Here is an 18,839-nt window from a genome sequence, read left to right on the forward strand (position 1 = left end):
TGGCCCGTAGGACGGGATCAGGCAGCGGCGACCGCCTCGATTTCGAGGAGCCATTCCTCGGCGTAGATGTCGCAGATGATGATCGTCAGCGCCGGGGCGTGCCCGCCGAGGATCTCTTCGCGGATCTTCGAGTTGAGCGCCCGGTACTGGCGGTCGGACAGGTACGTCGTCACCTTGACCAGGTTGGTGACGCCGAGACCTGCCTCGGCCAGGACGGCGAGGATGTTGCGCCAGACCATCCGGCACTGGTCCTCGAAGGAGTCCGGGATCTTGCCCTGGTCGTCGCCCCAGGGCACCTGGCCGCTGACGAAGACGAGCCGGCCGGCGCCGTCCACCTGGACGCCGTGCGTGTAGTTGCCCGTCGCGGCCGGCAACAGCGCCGGATTGAGCGGCTGGATCGAGAGGTCTGGCATGTGGTGTCCCCCCACGTTTTCGGTTTCGCCATGTCTATCGTGCGAACCGCTGAACCGGCCAGACCTTTCGCTCGTGTGGGTGGTGTTCGACTTCGCCAACCGACAGGAAAGTGTCATGTCGCTTCGCTTCAAGGGACGCCCACTCGCCGCCGCCGCTCTGGTCGGCGGACTGGCTCTGGTCGTTCCCACCGCCGCCAGCGCGCACGAGTCCTACGGTCATGACTCGCGCAACAACCTCGCCCTGCACCAGGTCAACCTGGTGTCCGACGTACCGGGCCAGGCCGCGCTGCTCGATCCCGACCTGGTCAACCCGTGGGGCCTCGCCCTCGGCGCGACCTCACCGCTGTGGGTGTCCAACCAGGGCACCTCGTCGTCGACGCTGTACTCCTCGGCCCCCGGCGCGACCACCGCGACCAAGGTGCCGACGGTCCGCGTCAACGTGCCGGCCCCGACCGGACAGGTCGCCAACGCCACGACCGGTTTCCAGCTGGCTCCTGGTGTGTCAGCCCGGTTCATCTTCTCCACCCTGACCGGCCAGATCGCCGCTTGGGGCCCGCCCGCGACGCCGCTGATCGGCGCCGCCCAGATCAAGGCCACCACTCCGGGTGCTGTCTACACCGGCTTGGCCATCGCGACCGCGACGAAGGGCGACCAGCTGTACGCCGCCGACCTCGCGCAGGGCAAGATCGACGTCTTCGACAACGCCTTCGCCCCGGTCACGCAGCCCGCGTGGGCCTTCAAGGACGCTTCGCTGCCGACGGGCTACAGCCCTTACAACGTGCAGACGCTGAACGGCCGGATCTTCGTCGCGTACGTGAAGGTCGACCCGGTCACCCACCGCCCCGCCAGCGGTAAGGGCCTCGGCATCGTCGACGAGTACTCGGTGGACGGCAGGTTCGTCGACCGGATCGTCTCGCACGACTCGCTGAACGCGCCGTGGGGTCTGGCGATCGCGCCTGCTTCGTGGGGTAAGCAGGCGGGAGCGCTACTGGTCGGCAACTTCGGCGACGGCCGGATCAACGTCGTCGAGGCCAAGAACCACGGGCGTTTCCAGCACAAGGTCGCGAGTCAGGTGCGCGACGCCGCGACCGGCAAGCCGGTGGTCATCCCGGGTCTGTGGGCCCTGACCTCCGGTACGGCGACCACTGGTGGCACTGACGCGATCTGGTTCTCCGCCGGCATCGCGAACGAGACGCACGGGCTGCTCGGCGTACTCCGCAAGTGACACCTGCTGGGTGATCGGGGAAGGGGCTGAGGATGCCAGGGGGATCCTCAGCCCCTTCCCCGTTTCGTCACCCAGAGTGCATGCTGTCTGTGGGAATTCACTGTGGGGGTGACGCGGATGGCGGACGTGTACTGCCGGTGGGAACGCCGGCGCTACCAGGACTCGGAGTTCGAACAGACCGACAACGGAGTGCTGGTGCATGTGGGCAGCAGCCCGCTGCACACGGTCAACGGCCGGCTCCTCGACCCGGGCGAGCTGGAAGCCAGCGACGCCGAACCGAATGAGGAGTAGTCGCCTGCTCCGGCGGCCACCCGGTCTCCCAAGGCCCGCCACCAAGGAAGAGCGCACCGCCTTCTACGCCGCCCGGATCGCCATCGCAACCCGGAAGTACGAGGCGGACCTGGCCGAAGAAGCTGCCGTCGCGACAGCCGCTCGGGCGGAGCTGGCTGCCGTGGCGACTGCAGATCGGGCCGAGCAGGCTGCGGTTCTGGCGGCCGATCGCGCTGAGCAGGCTGCCGTGCTGGCGGCCGATCGTGCTGAGGGCAAGGCCGATCTCGATGCCGATCGTGCGTCGGCCGCAGCCTTCAGCGACGGGATCATCGCGGTCGCCAAGGGCGGGATCGATCGGGCCCGGGCGAGTGCCGAGTTCGTCCAGAAGGGCGCGACGGCGATCTTCGCGCTCTATACGGGTGCGTTGACGCTTGCCTTCTCCGTCACCGACAACCCGTTGCCGGCCCGCGGCATCCTGCCCAGCCTGTTCCTGGGGTTCGCGATCCTGCTGGCAACGGCGTACCTGGCCTTCCTGACCAGGGGAAACAAGGTGAAGGATCCGGCGGACGCCGCGGGCACCCCGCAGGCACAGCTGAATCGCACCCGTACCTTCGTGGAGTGGACCAACACCAGCGTGCTCCACCGGGCGCCGTTGCTGCGTTGCGCTGTCGTTGCCCTGGGCATCGGTGTCGTCTCGTTGCCCGCGCCATTCCTCACGCCACCTTCGCATCAGACCGTCGCGAGCATCGTCTGCGCGGCCGGACAGGAGAAGGATCCGACCACGGGCGTCTGCCTGGCCGCCTGGCCGGCCGTCCCAACCGGTACCGCGGCAGATGCCGCCTTACGGCAGAAGCTCTATGAGGCTCAGCTCGCGGAGGTGACGGCCAGCCGGGCCGCCGCACGCTCCGGCGCGACGGCCGCGCCCGATGACACCGCTTGGGTCGTCGGCGCAGCTGGGGTAGGTCTGCTGCTGATCTTTCTTCCGCTGTTGCTGGCCGCGGTGGGTCTGAAGCGTCCTGGGCGGATGTCCTTCGGCGGTATTCCGATCTCCTTCATCAACGAGTGAGCTTCTTCTCGAACCAGTGGTGGGCATACGGCTCGTCGTTGAAGGCCGGCACTTCGGCGTAGCCGGCGGCCCGGTAGAGCGCGATGGCCTCGGTGAGGTTGCGGTTCGTCTCCAGGCGCAGAGATGGAGCGCCGTGTGCCGCTGCCTGCTTCTCGAGCTCGGTGAGGAGACGACGGCCGAGTCCGAGGCCGCGGACGTCGGGTGATACCCACATGCGCTTCGCCTCGGCCGGTTCGTCGCCGTGGAACTTGAGTGCGCCGCAGCCGACCGGCTCGGAGTGCAGGGTCGCCACCAGGAGCAGCCCGGCCGGCCGGGTGAGTTCGTCGCTGCTGGCCGAGATGGTGCGGGCGTGGTCGAAGCCGGCGTCGAAGCGAGCGGCCAGCTCATCGAAGTACGACTGGAGGCAGTACTTCGCGTCCGGGTGGCGCGGGTCGACGATGCCGACGGTGACCGTCGAGGCGATCAGCAGGCGCTCGACCTCGGCCATCGCGGTGATCAGCCGGGCGCGCTGCGAATCGCTGAGCGGATCGAGGATCGACGCGGCGAGATCGTCGGAGCGCTGGTCGAGAACCGTTCGCTCCTTCAGCCCCTGGGCGGTGAGCCGGGCGGTGCGGACCCGGCCGTCGTCGCCGTTCTGCTCGACCTCGACCAGCCCGTCGTTCTCGAGGATGCGGAGCAGGCGACTCAGGTACCCAGAGTCGAGATCGAGCCGGGACCGCAGCGAGCGCACGTCGCAGCCGTCCAGCCCGATCTCCCAGAGCACCCTGGCCTGACCCAGCGGCCGGTCGCGCGCCATGTAGGTATCACTGAGCGCGCCGATCCGCTGGGTCACGGTGCGGTTGAATCTCCTGACATCGGAAATACTCACTCTCTGACTATAGTCAGAGAAATATCAAATCGATCGGATCCCGCCGCTGATACGGCCGCCACTCCGTCAAATACGGATGCACCAGCCACCGGATCCGCCCGGTCTCCTCCGTCCAGGTCCCCGGCGCCGGCACCCAATCCCGCACCCCGGACCGCAGCACCCCACCGGCCCCCACCACCTGCTCCCGAGCCACCGACCCCTGCACCACCACAAACATCCACCGCCGAGTGGCAGGCGCCATCGCCGTAGGACACCCCGCCTTCACCCGATGATTCAGCACCGCCCCGTACTCCGCCGGCAACTCCATAACGTCAAACCACTCAGCAACCAACGCAATCTCCCAATTGGGTGTCGGCGGGTTCTCGGGCCAGACCGCTGCTGCGCGGTAGCCGTCACGGACGACCTCGCCGACGAGGTGTGGATCCGGGCAGGTCTTGCCGCACGGACAGCCACCGTTGCGAGGTATTGCGAGGGGTGCGATCGGCCAGCCGTTGGCGGCGTAGCGGACTGCGTTCGCGTGGAGCTTGCGGTGGCGGTACCGGTCAAGCACGCTGACCGACTGCGAAGAGGAGTGAGCTGGAGGGGACGAGTTCGGGGTGGCGGTCCGCTAGGCGGGAGCACTCCAGTGCGGTGTCCATCGGTGGGGGCTGCTGGAGTAGGTCGGGGAGCTCGATCTCACCGAAGTACCGGTCGATCGCGACGGTCAGCCAGCCACCGGGGCCGGTCAGCCCGTGGATCGTGACGGATGCCAGGCCGGCGTTGACCAGCTCCGTCCGTAGCTGGGTGGTGGTGTGGTAGACCGTCTCCGCCATCCGCTCGTTGTCCGGACTGAAGCCCGTGTCGAGAATGTCGGTCACCACCTGCTGCCTGGTGAGCAATGTGTTCGCGATCGTCGAGCCGATCAGGTTCGCCGCCCGGTTGATCGCCACCACAGCGATGAACCCACCCGGCCGTACGACCCGGATCGCCTCCCGCAGCGCCAGCCGCCGATCCGACGCCTCGGTCAGGTGATAGATCGGCCCGGCCAGCAACGCCGCGTCGAACTGCTCGTTCTCCCACGGCAGCCGCCGGGCATCCCCTTTGATCGCACTGATCCCGGCCGCCGTCGCCTGCGCCACATGCCGCTCCACCGGGTCGAGCAACTCGACCGAGTACCCCTTCTCCTTCAACCAGCACGCGTGTGCCCCCGGACCACCGCCGATATCCGCCACCTCAGCCGGTGCCTCCGGCAGGTACTGCATCAACAGATGCTGCGTCCGAGCCATCTCGAACCGCCCCCGCCAAGTACTCCGAAGCCGAACCTCCTCGTTGCACTTCTCCGTGTAATGAACATCCACACCAACCTGAGCCTCTGCCGTCATACCAACCACCCTGCAGAGCCCAACCCCCACACAGCAGGCCATTCCCAGGGCAACCCCGGGGCACCTCGGGGCAGATCCCTAACGCCCTCCCATCGTCCACAGCTTCAACCGCCCTGTGGACAACTTGACCAGATCCGGCCATCCACGAATCCCTTATAAACAAGGCCTTCTCAGCTTTGAAAACTGTCGGCGGCCCGGCCTACTGTTGTGCCCATGGAGATCCCGCAGCTACGGCCCGCCTGCCTCCAAGGCGACGACGAACTACTCGTCACCCTGGACACGGTCGACGCTGCCCGCAACACCCTCGACACCTACCACCTCGAACTCCTGGCCGACCTCGAATCCCGCGGCCTCGCCACCGAACTCGGCGCCAAGAACACCATCGAGCTCATCGAGCTCCGCCACCGCCGCGACGCCCGCGATACCCGCCATGACCTCAAATTCCTCAAGAACCTCCCCAAATACCAGGCCGTCACCGCAGCCCTCACCGACGGCGACCCTGACGGCCTGACCCCGGACCTGGCCAAAGTCATCGTCGACACCTTGGAGAAGGCACCCTCGTCGGTGCCCGTCGAAGACCTGCGCGTCGCCGAAGAACAGATGATCGAAGCCGCCCGCTACGTCACCCCCAGCGGCCTACGCGACTTCGGCGCCAAAGTCCTCGCAACCCTGGACACCGACGGCCCCGAACCCGCCGAGGAAGAGGCCTACCGCAACGAATCCCTCCGGATCCGTCGCGCCGACCACGGCATCAAATTCAGCGGCTACCTAGCCGGCGCCAACGCCGAACACTTCAAAACCGCCATCCACGACCTCGCCAAACCCCACCGCACTATCGACGGCGAACTCGACCCCCGCTCCCACGAAAAGCGCCAGGCCGACGCGCTGACCACCATCCTCGACATCGCCACCGGCGCCGACCCAGCAACCGGCACCCCCGGCGTCCCCCACCTGACCGTCACCATCGACTTCACCGACCTCAAAACCCTCACCGCAGCAGCCGCCGGCGAACTCGTCTTCGGCGACAACCTCTCCGCCGCCGCCGTACGACTCCTGGCCTGCGACGCCGCCGTACTACCGATCGTCCTCGGCTCGGACTCTCAGCCGCTCGACGTCGGCACCGAGTACCGCTTCGTCACCCGCCCCATCCGCCGCGCCCTCAACCGCCGCGACAAAGGCTGCGTCATCTGCAAAGCCCCACCCTCCCACTGCCACGCCCACCACCTCATCCACTGGGCCGACGGCGGCCCCACCTCCATCTCCAACCTGGTGCCTGCTTAGTTGGCGTTACTGTGGTTGGCATGACGAGGACTACGGGTGGTCGAGGCGGCAGGGGCGGGAATCTTCAAGCTGGTCTAGCGAAGCGGGCTGTTGATGGCCTGGTGGCGCGTGAGTATCTCCGGGTTTCGCAGGACCGTTCTGGGGAGGCGCGGTCGCCGGAGGAGCAGCATGGCGAGAACGCGGAGGAGGCGGCTGACTTCGGGTTCACGCTGGGGAGGCCGTACCGAGATGACAAACCGGTCGGCGTCGCGGTTCAAGACCCGTGAGCGCGAGGACTTCGACCGGCTGGTCGAGGACTTGGAGGCCGATGAATTCGGGGCTGACGTGCTCATGCTGTGGGAGTCGTCGCGGGGCAGTCGCGAGGTCGGCGAATGGGTGCACCTGATCGACTTGTGCGAGCAGCGGGGAATCCTGATTCACGTAACGACGCACCATCGAACCTACGATCCGTCGAACGGCCGGGACCGTCGAGCGTTGATCGAAGACGCAACGGATTCCGAGTATGAGTCGTGGAAGATTTCTCAGCGGTCGTTGCGATCGGTGGCTGCTGGCGCGAAGGCTGGCAAGCCGCATGGCCGGGTGCCGTTTGGCTATCGTCGTCGCTATGACGAGATGACGCGAAAGTTTGTGACGCAGGAGCCGCACCCGACTGAGGCCCCGATCGTGCGGGAGCTGTTCAAGCGTCTAGAGGCTCGGCACTCTTTGCGGGAGATCGCGGACTACTTCGGCCGTGAGGGATATCGGACGAGGTCGGGGAAGGTGTGGACCGCTGCTCATTTGCGCTCGGTGGCGTTGAATCGTGCCTATGTCGGTGAACGTGTCTTCGAGCGGGGACGCAAGGGCAGGAGCAACGGCGGGGACGTACAGATCATCCCGGCGAAGTGGAAGAAGCTTGTTGACCGAGATCAGTTCTTTGCCGTGCAAGAGATCTTGGCCGACCCGAAGCGCCGAACGTCTCGGCCGGGCCGCGCGGTGCACTTCGTTTCGATGATTGGCCGGTGCGGCAAGTGTGGCGGGAAAATCGCTGCGAGGGTCCGGCGTTACCCAGGGCGCAATGTTGCGGATCGATCCGAGTACACATGCCATACGCGTAGTTGCATGAGGATTGATGAGGCTGAGGTCGATCTCATCGCGGAGCGCGCTATCACGGCCTATGTGAAGCGCAAAGACGTTCACGCTCAGTTCGCCCGCCGTGCGGGTAACTCGGTCGCGCTGAAGGCGGTTCGTGAAGAGCTCGCCGATATCCGCGAGGAACACCGTGACCTTGCTGCTCAGTTGAGTCAGGGCAGGATCTCGGCGCTGTTGGCTGCCGATGCAGAGCCCGGCATCCTCGCGCGGCTGGAGGCGGCGAGGCAGCGGGAGCAGGAGTTGATGACACCGGCGGAGCTGGCTGGCTTCTTTGAGCCGGGACAAGACGTGGACCGGTGGTGGGAAGGCGCGCCGATGTCTACCCGGAGGACAGTCGCGAAGTACTTGTTGCGGCCGGAGTGGCTCGGCTATCTGGTGATCACTCCGGCACCCTCGCCGGGACACCGAGCCGTGCCGGGTGAACGGGTCGAGTTCCGGAAGGACTGGGATCCTGACAGCGTCCCTGCCCCGCCGAAGCGCCAGGCGCTGACCCAGTCGCAAAAGGCAGCAGCGGCCAAGAAAGCACCACCGAAGCGGACAGGCCGAAAGGCCAACTAGCCAACAGCGCCACCGCATAGCGCGCCCCCAACCCATCTGGGTTGGGGGCGCGTGGCTCGTTACCGGTAGCCGAATAGCCGGGTGAGGAACTCGATCAGTTCTGGCGTCGGTGCTGGCGCTGCGGCCACGATCGGCGCAACCAGTTCGTCGGCCTGCTCGACGGTGAGGGCAGCTCCTTGCTGCTTCGCCTTCTGGGCTGCTGTCGGCCAGTGGCCGGCCTCGTCGGGGCCGGTGTGCCGGTTGGTGCGGATGGTGGTTGCTCGGGGCTCCTTTCTCGCCGGTCGCGCGGCGGGGTTGGCGGGTCGCTTCGGTTGGGTCGTGGTGGCTCACCTCCGTGGGTAGGTTGTGGGCTGTTGCGCGCATTCATGGGCCGGGCCACTCCGGCTCGCGCGGGACGGGCCGGGGTGTCGTAACCCCCATTCGTCACCCCGGCCGACTTCACTGCCTTTCAGTCACTGTGGGTCATCACTGCGGATGCGAGTTCGCTTGTCCCGATGCGGTTGGATGTGTGCCCTAACGTGCGGGCGAGACTGGGATTTCGGGACGATGGGACGATGCCGGGACGACTACGGATGGTCACCTTTCAGGGGTGCGCCGGGGTGTAGGTGCCGGGGTCGCGAGGGTTGTGGGGGCGAGGTGTGGCGCGCCACCGGCCCCGACTGACCTGGTCGGCTCTGCCTTGGGTGCGCAGGGCTTGCAGTCGCCGGTAGAGAGCGGTTTTGCTTTGGCCGGTCGCGGTCATCAGCTCCGCGATTGCTGCCCCAGTCGGCGGGGCTTGCTTCAAGGCCTCCCACAGAGCCACGTCCGGTCCCGAGACCACGGATGCCGTGGCGGGCGTCTGGGAGCCGTTCTGAGCGCCGTTGGTGGCGTCCGCCGTGTTCTGCGCCGGGTCGGGGTCGGTGTCGTCTCCTGTCGTGTCTTGCGGTCGGTTGGGGTCGTGGTGGTCGGGGCGTGCGTTGCGGTTCGCGGTGGCCCGCACGTCGCCGTTGTTGATCCACTGGGCGCGGGCCCGGCGTGGGGTGTCGTGGCCGGGTGCTCGCATCAGGAATTTGCCGGGGGCATCGAACCCGGTCGTGTCCCAACCGGCCGTGAGTGAACCGGCTCCGAGAATCAGGTCGACGTCGCCGCGCTCGACCACCCGCAGGCAGAACCGGATGTTCATCTGCGACCGGATGGCCGACCCGTCTCCCATCGTCTTCTGGGTCGGCCGTTGGGTGGCCACCAGCAAAGTCACGGCCACGGCCCGGCCACGCCGGGCGATCGAGTCGGCCAGTTTCCGCGCGGCCGGTGACAGCTCGGCGTACTCGTCGATCATGATCACCAGCGCGGGCGCGCTGGATGTCGGGGTCCACTCCCGAATCCCTTGCTCTGCAAGGAATGCGGCGCGTCGTTCAAGCTCCGCGACTCCGGCGCGGAGCAGGCCGGCGGCTTGGTCGTTGTTGGTCGCGAGCAGGTTCAAGACCTTCGCCCAGGGGGCGAGTTCCATCCCTTCCTTCAGGTCGATTCCCCACACGATGGCGTCGCTGCACTCGGCCAGTCGTCCGAGGATGACGTTGAGCAGGCCGGACTTGCCCGAGTCCGTCGCGCCACCGATCAGCACGTGCTTGCGTAGCATCGACGCCGAAACATCGGTGCCGTCTTCCCACACGCCGACCGTGAACGGGTCTTTGATCGATGCCGGGCGTTTCCCCGGCCGGGCAACCCACGGGATCGGCTCGGCGTGAGGGTCGGTCTCGACCAGACGCAATACGACCTCGGCCGCGTCCGAACTGACCGCTTCGACCCGCAGTGACCCGACGCGGGCACCGAGTGCGGATTCGAGTGCTGGCAGCGCGGTCACAGCGTCGGCGTAGTGCTGCCCGCGTCGCAGTCTCAGCCGTGCCGTCCAGCCCCACTTCCCGACCACGGCCGACAGCATCCGTGCCCCGGCCAGACCGGCCGACTCGGCCGTGTCGGGGAACCGTTCACGGATCAGCCGGACCTTGGACAGACGTCGCCGGTCCTCGCGCCACCACCACGGCAGCCCGAGCCCTCCCGCCAACAGGAACCCGTACGTCGGCAGTTCCCCTGCAGTAGCGCCGTGGGCGGTCGCGAGCCCGAGAAAGCCCGCGACAGCGATCGTGAACCCCGCAGCCCACAACCTGACCCGCCACCGGCCCAGAAGCGGCCAGCGGGCCAGCACGGCATGGGGAGGCACCGCCAAGACGCCGAGCCCGGCGACCCCGGTAATAACCGGCAGGAACCATGCGCCGGGGTGGGCGGCGTGAGCCCATGCCCCGACCAGCAGGCACCCTGCCCACCAGTAGGCGGGAGCGAGTTCGGACCGGTACCGGAAGAACACCCCGAACAGGCTGCCGAACGCATAGGCCATGTCGTAGATGCCGCCTTCGGGACGGCCGGTGTAGATCACCATTTGCTGACCGTGGCGGCCACGGCCGTAGCCGTGACCACCACGAAAGCCAGCACGAGAGTGCCGACTCATCTAGACATCACCACCCCGCCGCCACAGGGGGTGGCCTGCCGGTGCCGGGGGCAGCTCGTCGGCCACGTAGTCCCACGCGGCCGGGTCGCCTTCCATTTCAGCTATTAGCCCCGCGCGGCACGCTGCCACAAGGTCGGCGTATCGAAGCGCCAACCGGTTGATCTCGGCCACCAGTACCGGAACGTCACGAGAACTCATGATGGCCGCGCCAACAAAACCGTTGTAGGTGATCGCGCGCAATATCGCCTCGTATCGGGCGCGCATCTCAACCAACTCAACTACAGATGGACCAGTATTTACATAGTCATTCAGAGTATTCACCACCAAACATCAGACAAGCACGATTGGTTGACTCATAGGCAGTACTCCTTTCTCTGATTGAACGTTTTTGAACAACGGCCGGCCCCGCGGCCGCGTTTACTTGACGCCGGGAATGCTCGCGACGAAGTTCGCGATCGTTGCCGCGAACTGGCTGTCAGCCAGGTAGTAGCCGAACAGCATTGCGATCATCGCGTGCAGGAATCGCAGACCAAACGCCCGGATCAAAACGACAGTTGCGACGAACGTGAGAAACAGCATCGAAGTCGTGAACGACAAGTGACATCACCTCCCTTCAATGTGAGACAAACGCAGGGACCAGGGAAACCGGCCGCGATGATTCGCTAGCGGAATCCCTCATTGCGCGACTTGCGGCGGTCCCACCGATACCGCGTCGCACACTTGCGGCAACTTTCCCGACCCTTGACTTTGCGCGCTCCACACGCGCATTTCGTCCGGCTCAGGGCACTACCGCCGCCGTATCGCAATTGGCCATCACCTCCACAATCGACTGACATCTAACTTGTTCAACCGCTTGTTCGAACAAGTGAACTGAGCGTAACCGCTGGACACTGCTTGTGCAACCACTTATTCTGATAAGTGGGTGCACAGGCATCCGGCAGTTTCGCTTGCCCTGCTCAACGGATCGGGCCAGGCAACTTTGCAGGTGTGCGACTTCTACGCAAGGGAGCTATCTCGTGAACGCCAGTACCGCCACCGGCAAGGCCGGGGATCGACCCAAGACCGAGAACTTCGCCGACCAGGTCGCCGCGACACTCCGTGATCAGATCTCCAGTGGTCAGCTTGCCCCGGCCGCCGTGCTGCCATCGGAGCGGCACTTGATGGATGAATACGACGTATCCCGCAATACAGTTCGCCGGGCGCTGGAAATCCTGAGGTCAGAAGGGCTTGTTCAGTCTATTCAGGGTAAAGGCGTGTTTGTGCGCCGCTCTGGTGATTGGCCGGCGCGGACATACCCGCGAACCATCACCATTGATGGAGACGGCAACTATGTCGACAGTGAATCCACCGCGAACGAATGGCGTGAAATCGAGCCGCCGACCAAATACGAGACCAACGCCGAAGCCCCGCTAGCGCTCGCCTTCGGCGTCTCGCAAGGCAGCGTCTTCTACGCCTCCGACCGCGTGCTGGAGAACGAGGCAGGCACCCGAATTTTCGTTCGCACCTACCTCCCTGCCTTCGTCACCGACGAACTCCGCAAGCTCGCAGACAGCCCGTACATCTCCGCACGGCAGATCTACAAGACGGCCCGCGACGGTGGCATGAATCTCGAATTCAACGACTACGTTAGCGCCCGCAACCCCACACCCGAAGACATGCACTCACTGCGCATCCCCCACGGGTTCCCGATGCTCGTCACGCGGCGAATCGCCACCCACGATGGAAAGCCGATCGTGATGCAGGAAACACGCCGTAGCGGCGAAGACACCCAGCTGCACTACCGGCCCGGCGGCTAGCGTCAGGTAGCAGAAAAGCCCGTGACCACGCACACGGAACACCTACCCCCCTCGGGAGTGGATAGGTGTTCCGTGAGTTGCGGTCACGGGCTGATCGTCCTTGATAAAACCTATTCGGTTGACATGCCCTTTACGCGGGAACGGCGGCACCTCCTGTTCCGGATGCGACGCTCGGCCGCCTTCCACTGGCGCGTAGTCGGCTTGCCGCTCACAGAGCCAGATGCCGCGTAGGCTATTACGCAATGAGGCTCGACGTAGGAGACCTTCCTGGGATCGTGCCCGTCCGGCCCCATTCCGTTCCGCCGCGCAATGGCCCAATACCTCAGTTCCCAGCGGCGCAGCCGCTTGCGTCGGACATTTCTGGTTCTACTCACAGAGCCACCCTGTTTCGGTATGAACAGCGGGCAGTCCCTCTAGAACCGCCCGGCGAGGGACTGCCCAGCTTGGAAACGGCGGGGCGCGGAGTGTGGTTCACTTTCCCGCCTGAGGAAGACGGAATGGACTCGCCACACCGCGCCCCACCGAACGCCAGGGTGATCGGGCAGGAGAACGACGGCCGCTCACCGACCACCCTGACGGGCCTACTCAATATGGTCAGCAATGAGAACCTGCACCCGATCCACCGCGAAGGCTTTGAGCACAGCTACCGGATGATCGCCCAGTCCGGCCAGATGATGAGTGCCAGGAAGGATCACAATCCTCTGACCTGGCGCACAGAGACGATCCGCGAGCTTCTCAAACGCCTCCGGTGCGGACTCAAGTTTCTCAATGAATATCTCGTTGAGAATCAGTCCGCGCCGCTCAGCGAAATCAATCAATCCCCGCTGAGCCTGAGCCATCTCACTCGCCGTCATGAGGATGTGTTCACGCAAGTAGGCGGCGACAAACAGTCTGTCCGCTCTCTTAACTTCCATGGCTACCCCGTTAGTGATTGTCTACCGCCATAGGCTCTGGCCTCGCAGTTCGGCCTAGGTGATTCGGACCATGTAGCCGCATTGCCGGGCTACGTGTGGCGAACCTACGCAGGGTCGAGGCACACTGGTCGCACAAAATGTGTGACTGAGAGCTAGCTCCCCTCAGAGCGGGGATCGGTCGACAGACGGGACGCGAGGTATGGAAGAGCAGGCGCGAGCGATCGGCGAGCGGGTGCGGTACTGGCGTCAGCGTCGCGGCATCGATCGGAAGCGCTTTGGCGACATGGTGGGGCGATCGACTTCTTGGCTAGACAAGGTTGAGAAGGGCGAACGGAACCTGCTACGCCTGCCGATGCTCGAGAGAGTTGCTGACGCTCTAAGTATTACGCCCGAGGTCCTCACCGATGGTCCGGCGGCGCGCCGAGCATCAGACTGCGTCGACGCCGTAGAGGTTCAGGAGATCCGATCGGCGCTCGGCCGATACCCCTCACTATCCTTGACTTCCGCTACGACTAAGCCGCCGACAGTGGCGAAGGTAACGCAGCAATTGGACTACCTAGGCCAAGCCTGGATCTCGTCGAACTTTACGGCGATTGCTCAGCATCTTCCCAAGCTGATTAACGACGCTCAGGTTCTCACGGCCATTGTCACTTCTGAAGACGAGTCTAGAACGGCGCGCCGGTCCCTGGTCATGACCTACCGACTCGCATCCTCGATGCTGCTGAAGTTCGAAGCGAATCAGATAGCTTGGCTAGCCGCTGATCGCGCAATGCAAGTCGCCCTTCCCTCTAGCGACACGGTAGCTCTTGCGCGAGCGACTCGGAGCGTTGCACGAGCGATGACCAGCGCGGGACAAGAGTCCGATGCCATTGTCGCGTTGACGAACATGGCGGATCGAATGCGACCCAACCTATCTAGACAAGACGATGACCAGATCCCATTATTCGGGATGCTGTTCCTCGCAGCATCGATCGCTGCCGCCGGGATTGAGGACCACTCAACCGCACTTCTGATGCACGAAGAGGCCGAAGGCGTCGTTTCACGTCTCAGCATGGAACACCGATCGCACTACACCGTATTTGGACCCGCAAATGTTGCAGCGCATCGCTTCGCAGTCCTAAATCGGCTCCACGAGAGTGGCCGAGCGTTGGAGTACGTCGCAGGCCTTGACCCAGCGATCATCGCCACACTCCCACCGGAACGCCGCTCGAACTATCTACTAGACCTCACGACTGCCTACACGTATACCGGCACCTACCAAAAGGCCGTGGCCGCTCTGACTGAAGCCGAACGGCTGGCACCTCAGGAGGTGCGGTGCCGCCCACTGGCACACGGCTTGCTCCGCGCACTTCTCACCAACACGACCGGCAGCCTCAGCCGATCAGTGCAGCAGATGGCGACTAGGTCAGGCGTGGAGGCATGAGCGCCAATCGAGTACTGCACCTGTTCATCTGTGGCGCTGGGCCGGCCACACAGATTCGACAACTGGTTGACATCGCGCAACGCGATAATTGGGACGTCTACTGCGTTGCTACCAGTAGCGCTATCGAACACTTTCTCGATACGGGCGAGCTGGCCTCTCTAACAGGCCATGATGTGCGAACGACATACCGAAAGCCTGGTGATAGTTCAACTCCGCCCCCTGACGCTGTAGTGGTTGCGCCCGCGACCTACAACACCTTGAACAAATGGGCGGCAGGAATCGCTGATAACTACGTCCTTTCGCAACTTGCCGAATTGACGGGTGCCCGGGTCAGAATTGTAGCGCTTCCCTTTGTCAATCAAGCACTGGCGGCGAACGCGGTCTTTATCCGCAGCATAGAAAGCCTGCGCGCCTCAGGGGTGCGCGTGCTCTTCGGGCCCGGAGAGTTCGAACCTCATCAGCCGCGCACAGGTGACTCCGCTCTCGCACGTTTCCCATGGGGCCTAGCCCTCAGGGCTGCAGAGTCTTCGGACGGCGCTGAGTAATGATCAGACCGCCTGAGCGGGGATACCAGACGAGAATGTCCTCCTCGCGTTCAACAGATCGGACCTCACGAGTCGAAGAGGTCCGCAAATGCTAATACTTCCATTCCAGGTATTCCCTTAATCTTATCCCGGAACTCGCCGCTGATTTTCTCGGAGTCCGTCGCAAAGATGATCCTATCCGGGCGCTTTCGTAGCCTACTTGCGAGGGCGACATATTTTTCGACATGCGATGGGCGGAGGGTTTCGGTCTTACATTCCCCCAAGATGATCTCTCCATCCATCACGCAAGCTAGGTCTATCTCACTCTTGCTCCCTGGCGGGTAACCTATGAGGTCGATCTCCGGCGTAAAATGCAGCGCCTCCTTGGAGTCTTGCTGCAGCCTGTGCAAGACCTGGATTGTTAAATGCGAATTGTGTACGAAACATTGATGCACTGTCTCAGCGAGCTTGTAGTACCACTGTGGTTCGTGTGGCTTCTTCCAATGCGATCGTGTGAACTGTTGGTTTAAGGCGCACCGGTTGCATCTGAATTCTGCGGTGAGGACGCCGAGGCTGTACCACGACGATAGGCGGCAACGTTCGCATTGAAGTATTACGCCGCGCTCTATGACTTCTTTACCGATCAGTCTATCGATGAGCTCGGATGTTTCACTATCGTCCCCGACGTGTAGGCTTATGGCCTTGAAGGACAAATAGGTTCGCTGATCCGTGTCGAGATGCACAGCGCTACCATCAGCATTCTTTCTCTTCCTTACAAAGTCATATATTATCCCGCGAGTCTTGACTGCCTTGATGAATTCTCCGGCCTGCGTTAGGCCACCAAAGCGCCTGACGGTATCGAGAAAGTAGTTCCCTTTGTCTGAATATTTGATGGTGATGCCGGCATCTTTGAAGTAGCTGGCAAGGATGGTCATTTCGTCGAGCAACGCCAATTTTGGGCGGACTGTAACGACGTCAGCATCGCCGCCAAAATACCCGACACTCGGGCATGGGTAGACAAGGCCATCATTTGCAACCCGGAGATCGGGCGCAAGCCCACCAATTTTTATTATCTGTGCGCCTAGAGATGGGAGCGATGGTGGCTTGAAGTTCTCAACGGTCAATGATGTTAACCAATTGTGCTCCGGGACATTGATTTTTGTGAAATTCTTCGGTTTCGGCGTATCGACAGGGCTGACGCTTACTCCTTCGATGAAGACCGCGCTCTGAAATGTGACGTAGTTGTTTTCTTCGATCACGAATCCGATGCACTCTGTTGGCAGGTCAGCGATTTCTTTGCAGACGACTCGCGAGCCGTACTCATCGCCAGCAAGGTAGCTCAGATCTAACACCTGCCTCTTCCGTGCTCTGATCTGATGAGTACTTAAACTCATGCTGTAGAGCTCAAAGCGCTTCTCTCCATCGCTGTGGAAGGAAAGCTTTCTCAGAAGATGATTGACCAGAAACGTCCCAAAGCGTTGCGCTGGTGTGACCTCGATTGGTGCGCCTTCCGCTTTGAACCTGCGACGGCGTTCGGTCATGCTTTTATATGCTCCGGAGAGCAATTCAAGGGGTAGCCAGTGCACATCATCATGCAAACGCGATAGCGAATAGTATAAACAGAAGTCGGCGACAGTGTCTCCGAGTATGGTGATAATCGGCTCCGCGTATTCCATATGCTTGTCGGTGCGATAGTATCTGCCGAGATGTAAGCCACTTATCCCAAATGGGGTTGGTCGAGGATAATCGGGCGGAAGGTCCCATCCTCCATCATCCGGTAAAGTGGTCCAAGGCTCTCGACCGAGAGCGCGCTCAGCGAACATCCACTCACTAAAATCATCTGGCACGACCGTTGAGCGGATATTTAGGGTTTCCAGAGTGTTTACGTAAGATTCACTTGCAATTCCGGTTTCCGAGTGCACCATTAGTGCAACCGTACGATCCTCCGGAACCTTGGGCAGAACAATATTTACGATAGGCGCGCGTGCGAATGGCAGTATTGCGGACATGCGCGTAAAAGGAAATCGGAAGCCTAGTCGGTAGTTGAGAATATGCTGTACGGCCCGGCCGCCAAATTGGAACGGGCTGAGACGGTTGATTAGCTGATCGGTGAGTTCGGCGCTGATACTTAGTTGGTCTATTGGAGTAGCAATAGAGGCCTGGCGGAACCAGTCTTCAAAGTCGGGGAACGAGAAGTTTTCTCGCTCATAGGCTATTCGATACTCCTCCTTGCGAGCCGCGTACAAGTCAGGTTCAGCATGCTGCATATCCGCAAAAGTGAGTCGGTACTCAGCAATGAAGTCTGGGCTATGCGCTTCGAGCAGCTCCCAAAATGTCTCTTCGATTCGATGACCATCGGTGGGTATAAGGAGGAAATATCTGCCTCCCCAGATCTCGGAGCTGTGCCTGATGGCTGAGTCCGCGGCAGTCTTCCAATATTTGCTGTTTTCGTTGATGAGAATGGCACATCGAGGTGTTCGTACGGTCGCGGTGATGTTCCTATAGTCGGCATCACCTTTCACGCGGCCCACCTGCCTGCAGTTGCTGGCAGCACGGAATCGTCCTCCAGTATCTGCCTCACCGAATTCAGTTGACGCCCGATGTTCGACATCAAGGCCCCCCGCTGGTCATCTAAAGTGATCTTTGCGTGTGTTCTCGGCCTATCCTGCACGGGCTGCCTGTGTGTGACAACGGTCCACAGCAGTTCATGCGAGGCTGCGCGGCGACTGCCCCCATCGCCAGGGGAGTGGTGAGATCAGGCCAGCCGCATGGTTACCTTCTCGTTACCAACTAGCGATGAACAAGCAACCTCGCATTGCTCTGCGCCGCCCACCACCGCGCAGTCCACGCCGGCCACTGGTCCATCACCATCACCAACGGCGCCGTCCGCATCACCCGCCCCCACTGGACCATCCCCACACCAGCCAACCCAAACACCTGGCTACCCCAGCTCCCCCTGACCACAACGAGCCTCAACGCCCCCGGCTCCGCCCCCGGCCCCGGCTCCGGCCCTGGCTCCTCGACTTCCGCGGGGGCCGGAGCCTGGACGGCCACGGCCTCCGCGGCGGAATCGGCACCAGCCTGCTCTGCCGACAGAACCTTCCCCGACTCCGACCACCCACGATCGCCCCACGGCGCGACGCCCTTCTCCCCAGCCGTCTCCGCGGCGATGTCCCCAGCGGCCGCAGGCATGTCCTGGCTCACCCCCGAGTACGCCACCACCCTCAACCCCTGGGGCGAAACCGGCACCCCCTCCACCGGCCCATAGCCCACCGAACCACGGCTCCGGCCGCTCCAATCTCCCAACACCAAGCGCCCAGCCCACCGGCCGGACGCCTTGCCGCATGTCCTCGACTGCCCCCCGTCGCCGAGCACCTCGATGCCCTTCGGCATTTGGCCGGCAACGCGCACTTCCACGGCTCTGGACAGCTTTTGTGAGCGTCGGGATCGCCCACAGTTGGCTCGCAGCCACAACCCGGCTGCCCGTAACCAACGGATGGCTACAGCCGACCTGCGCCACGGAACTATCT

At 63.3% G+C, this 18,839-nt stretch carries 18 protein-coding genes; 9 read left to right on the forward strand and 9 right to left on the reverse strand.

Annotation, left to right across the window (positions count from 1 at the left end):
* Positions 1-17: 17 nt before the first annotated feature.
* Positions 18-413: a RidA family protein gene (locus AB0M15_RS31535; protein WP_363826096.1), complete on the reverse strand. Its 396-nt coding sequence runs from the start codon at positions 411-413 to the stop codon at positions 18-20.
* Between the two features lie 115 nt (positions 414-528).
* Between AB0M15_RS31535 and AB0M15_RS31540 the strand changes: the two genes are divergently transcribed.
* The 3 genes from AB0M15_RS31540 to AB0M15_RS31550 all read left to right on the forward strand — a co-directional run bounded on the left by AB0M15_RS31540 (position 529) and on the right by AB0M15_RS31550 (position 2,974).
* On the forward strand, positions 529-1,638 hold the full coding sequence (locus AB0M15_RS31540) for a TIGR03118 family protein (protein ID WP_363826099.1): 1,110 nt from the start codon (positions 529-531) through the stop codon (positions 1,636-1,638).
* Positions 1,639-1,746: 108 nt separating this feature from the next.
* Complete coding sequence (locus tag AB0M15_RS31545) at positions 1,747-1,929, forward strand: hypothetical protein (RefSeq protein WP_363826102.1); 183 nt, start codon at positions 1,747-1,749, stop codon at positions 1,927-1,929.
* Positions 1,919-2,974, forward strand: coding sequence for a hypothetical protein (locus AB0M15_RS31550; protein WP_363826105.1), 1,056 nt, complete (start codon positions 1,919-1,921; stop codon positions 2,972-2,974). Before AB0M15_RS31545 ends, AB0M15_RS31550 begins: the two co-directional genes overlap by 11 nt.
* Here the strand turns inward: AB0M15_RS31550 and AB0M15_RS31555 are convergent.
* Genes AB0M15_RS31555 through AB0M15_RS31565 form a run of 3 tightly spaced genes read right to left on the reverse strand, consistent with a single transcriptional unit; the run spans position 2,964 to position 5,203 of the window.
* The gene (locus AB0M15_RS31555) at positions 2,964-3,842 is read right to left on the reverse strand and encodes a bifunctional helix-turn-helix transcriptional regulator/GNAT family N-acetyltransferase (RefSeq protein ID WP_363826108.1); all 879 of its coding nucleotides are present in this window, start codon (positions 3,840-3,842) and stop codon (positions 2,964-2,966) included. The two genes, AB0M15_RS31550 and AB0M15_RS31555, sit on opposite strands and share 11 nt — an antisense overlap.
* Positions 3,843-3,855: 13 nt before the next feature.
* The gene (locus AB0M15_RS31560) at positions 3,856-4,392 is read right to left on the reverse strand and encodes a hypothetical protein (RefSeq protein WP_363826114.1); all 537 of its coding nucleotides are present in this window, start codon (positions 4,390-4,392) and stop codon (positions 3,856-3,858) included.
* Positions 4,385-5,203, reverse strand: coding sequence for a class I SAM-dependent methyltransferase (locus AB0M15_RS31565; protein WP_363826117.1), 819 nt, complete (start codon positions 5,201-5,203; stop codon positions 4,385-4,387). Before AB0M15_RS31565 ends, AB0M15_RS31560 begins: the two co-directional genes overlap by 8 nt.
* 213 nt (positions 5,204-5,416) lie before the next feature.
* Here AB0M15_RS31565 and AB0M15_RS31570 point away from each other — a divergent pair, with 213 nt between their 5' ends.
* On the forward strand, positions 5,417-6,484 hold the full coding sequence (locus tag AB0M15_RS31570; RefSeq protein ID WP_363826124.1) for a DUF222 domain-containing protein: 1,068 nt from the start codon (positions 5,417-5,419) through the stop codon (positions 6,482-6,484).
* A gap of 228 nt (positions 6,485-6,712) precedes the next feature.
* Positions 6,713-8,170 carry a recombinase family protein gene (locus AB0M15_RS31575; RefSeq protein ID WP_363826128.1) on the forward strand — a complete coding sequence of 486 codons (1,458 nt, stop codon included), beginning with the start codon at positions 6,713-6,715 and terminating at the stop codon, positions 8,168-8,170.
* A gap of 583 nt (positions 8,171-8,753) precedes the next feature.
* Here AB0M15_RS31575 and AB0M15_RS31580 read toward each other — a convergent pair.
* From AB0M15_RS31580 to AB0M15_RS31590, 3 genes are all read right to left on the reverse strand, one after another.
* Positions 8,754-10,583, reverse strand: coding sequence for an FtsK/SpoIIIE domain-containing protein (locus tag AB0M15_RS31580; RefSeq protein ID WP_363826136.1), 1,830 nt, complete (start codon positions 10,581-10,583; stop codon positions 8,754-8,756).
* A gap of 69 nt (positions 10,584-10,652) precedes the next feature.
* Positions 10,653-10,916 carry a hypothetical protein gene (locus AB0M15_RS31585; protein WP_363826139.1) on the reverse strand — a complete coding sequence of 88 codons (264 nt, stop codon included), beginning with the start codon at positions 10,914-10,916 and terminating at the stop codon, positions 10,653-10,655.
* Between the two features lie 153 nt (positions 10,917-11,069).
* On the reverse strand, positions 11,070-11,249 hold the full coding sequence (locus AB0M15_RS31590; RefSeq protein ID WP_363826143.1) for a hypothetical protein: 180 nt from the start codon (positions 11,247-11,249) through the stop codon (positions 11,070-11,072).
* Positions 11,250-11,668: 419 nt separating this feature from the next.
* On the opposite strand from AB0M15_RS31590, the gene AB0M15_RS31595 reads away from it, so the two are divergent.
* From AB0M15_RS31595 to AB0M15_RS31610, 4 genes are all read left to right on the forward strand, one after another.
* Complete coding sequence (locus AB0M15_RS31595) at positions 11,669-12,448, forward strand: GntR family transcriptional regulator (RefSeq protein ID WP_363826145.1); 780 nt, start codon at positions 11,669-11,671, stop codon at positions 12,446-12,448.
* A 497-nt stretch (positions 12,449-12,945) separates the two neighbouring features.
* Positions 12,946-13,395: a hypothetical protein gene (locus AB0M15_RS31600; RefSeq protein WP_363826148.1), complete on the forward strand. Its 450-nt coding sequence runs from the start codon at positions 12,946-12,948 to the stop codon at positions 13,393-13,395.
* A 166-nt stretch (positions 13,396-13,561) separates the two neighbouring features.
* The gene (locus AB0M15_RS31605; RefSeq protein WP_363826150.1) at positions 13,562-14,785 is read left to right on the forward strand and encodes a helix-turn-helix transcriptional regulator; all 1,224 of its coding nucleotides are present in this window, start codon (positions 13,562-13,564) and stop codon (positions 14,783-14,785) included.
* Positions 14,782-15,330, forward strand: coding sequence for a flavoprotein (locus tag AB0M15_RS31610; RefSeq protein WP_363826153.1), 549 nt, complete (start codon positions 14,782-14,784; stop codon positions 15,328-15,330). The genes AB0M15_RS31605 and AB0M15_RS31610 overlap by 4 nt, the downstream gene beginning before the upstream one ends.
* Before the next feature lie 65 nt (positions 15,331-15,395).
* Here the strand turns inward: AB0M15_RS31610 and AB0M15_RS31615 are convergent, their stop codons facing one another.
* Both AB0M15_RS31615 and AB0M15_RS31620 read right to left on the reverse strand, forming a co-directional pair.
* Positions 15,396-17,831: a hypothetical protein gene (locus AB0M15_RS31615; protein WP_363826156.1), complete on the reverse strand. Its 2,436-nt coding sequence runs from the start codon at positions 17,829-17,831 to the stop codon at positions 15,396-15,398.
* A gap of 268 nt (positions 17,832-18,099) precedes the next feature.
* A complete protein-coding gene (locus tag AB0M15_RS31620; RefSeq protein ID WP_363826159.1) occupies positions 18,100-18,558 on the reverse strand; it encodes a hypothetical protein in 459 nt (152 codons plus the stop codon).
* Between the last annotated feature and the right edge of the window lie 281 nt (positions 18,559-18,839).

The sequence above is a fragment of the Kribbella sp. NPDC051718 genome, assembly GCF_040681515.1.
In the GTDB taxonomy this organism is placed as follows: domain Bacteria; phylum Actinomycetota; class Actinomycetes; order Propionibacteriales; family Kribbellaceae; genus Kribbella.

Coding starts and splice junctions, on each gene's coding strand:
- AB0M15_RS31535 (WP_363826096.1), bottom strand. CDS start 413: ATGCCAGACCTCTCGATCCAGCCGCTCAATCCGGCGCTGTTGCCGGCC.
- AB0M15_RS31575 (WP_363826128.1), top strand. CDS start 6,713: ATGACAAACCGGTCGGCGTCGCGGTTCAAGACCCGTGAGCGCGAGGAC.
- AB0M15_RS31570 (WP_363826124.1), top strand. CDS start 5,417: ATGGAGATCCCGCAGCTACGGCCCGCCTGCCTCCAAGGCGACGACGAA.
- AB0M15_RS31600 (WP_363826148.1), top strand. CDS start 12,946: ATGGACTCGCCACACCGCGCCCCACCGAACGCCAGGGTGATCGGGCAG.
- AB0M15_RS31565 (WP_363826117.1), bottom strand. CDS start 5,203: ATGACGGCAGAGGCTCAGGTTGGTGTGGATGTTCATTACACGGAGAAG.
- AB0M15_RS31540 (WP_363826099.1), top strand. CDS start 529: ATGTCGCTTCGCTTCAAGGGACGCCCACTCGCCGCCGCCGCTCTGGTC.
- AB0M15_RS31580 (WP_363826136.1), bottom strand. CDS start 10,583: ATGGTGATCTACACCGGCCGTCCCGAAGGCGGCATCTACGACATGGCC.
- AB0M15_RS31550 (WP_363826105.1), top strand. CDS start 1,919: ATGAGGAGTAGTCGCCTGCTCCGGCGGCCACCCGGTCTCCCAAGGCCC.
- AB0M15_RS31605 (WP_363826150.1), top strand. CDS start 13,562: ATGGAAGAGCAGGCGCGAGCGATCGGCGAGCGGGTGCGGTACTGGCGT.
- AB0M15_RS31610 (WP_363826153.1), top strand. CDS start 14,782: ATGAGCGCCAATCGAGTACTGCACCTGTTCATCTGTGGCGCTGGGCCG.
- AB0M15_RS31585 (WP_363826139.1), bottom strand. CDS start 10,916: ATGCGCGCCCGATACGAGGCGATATTGCGCGCGATCACCTACAACGGT.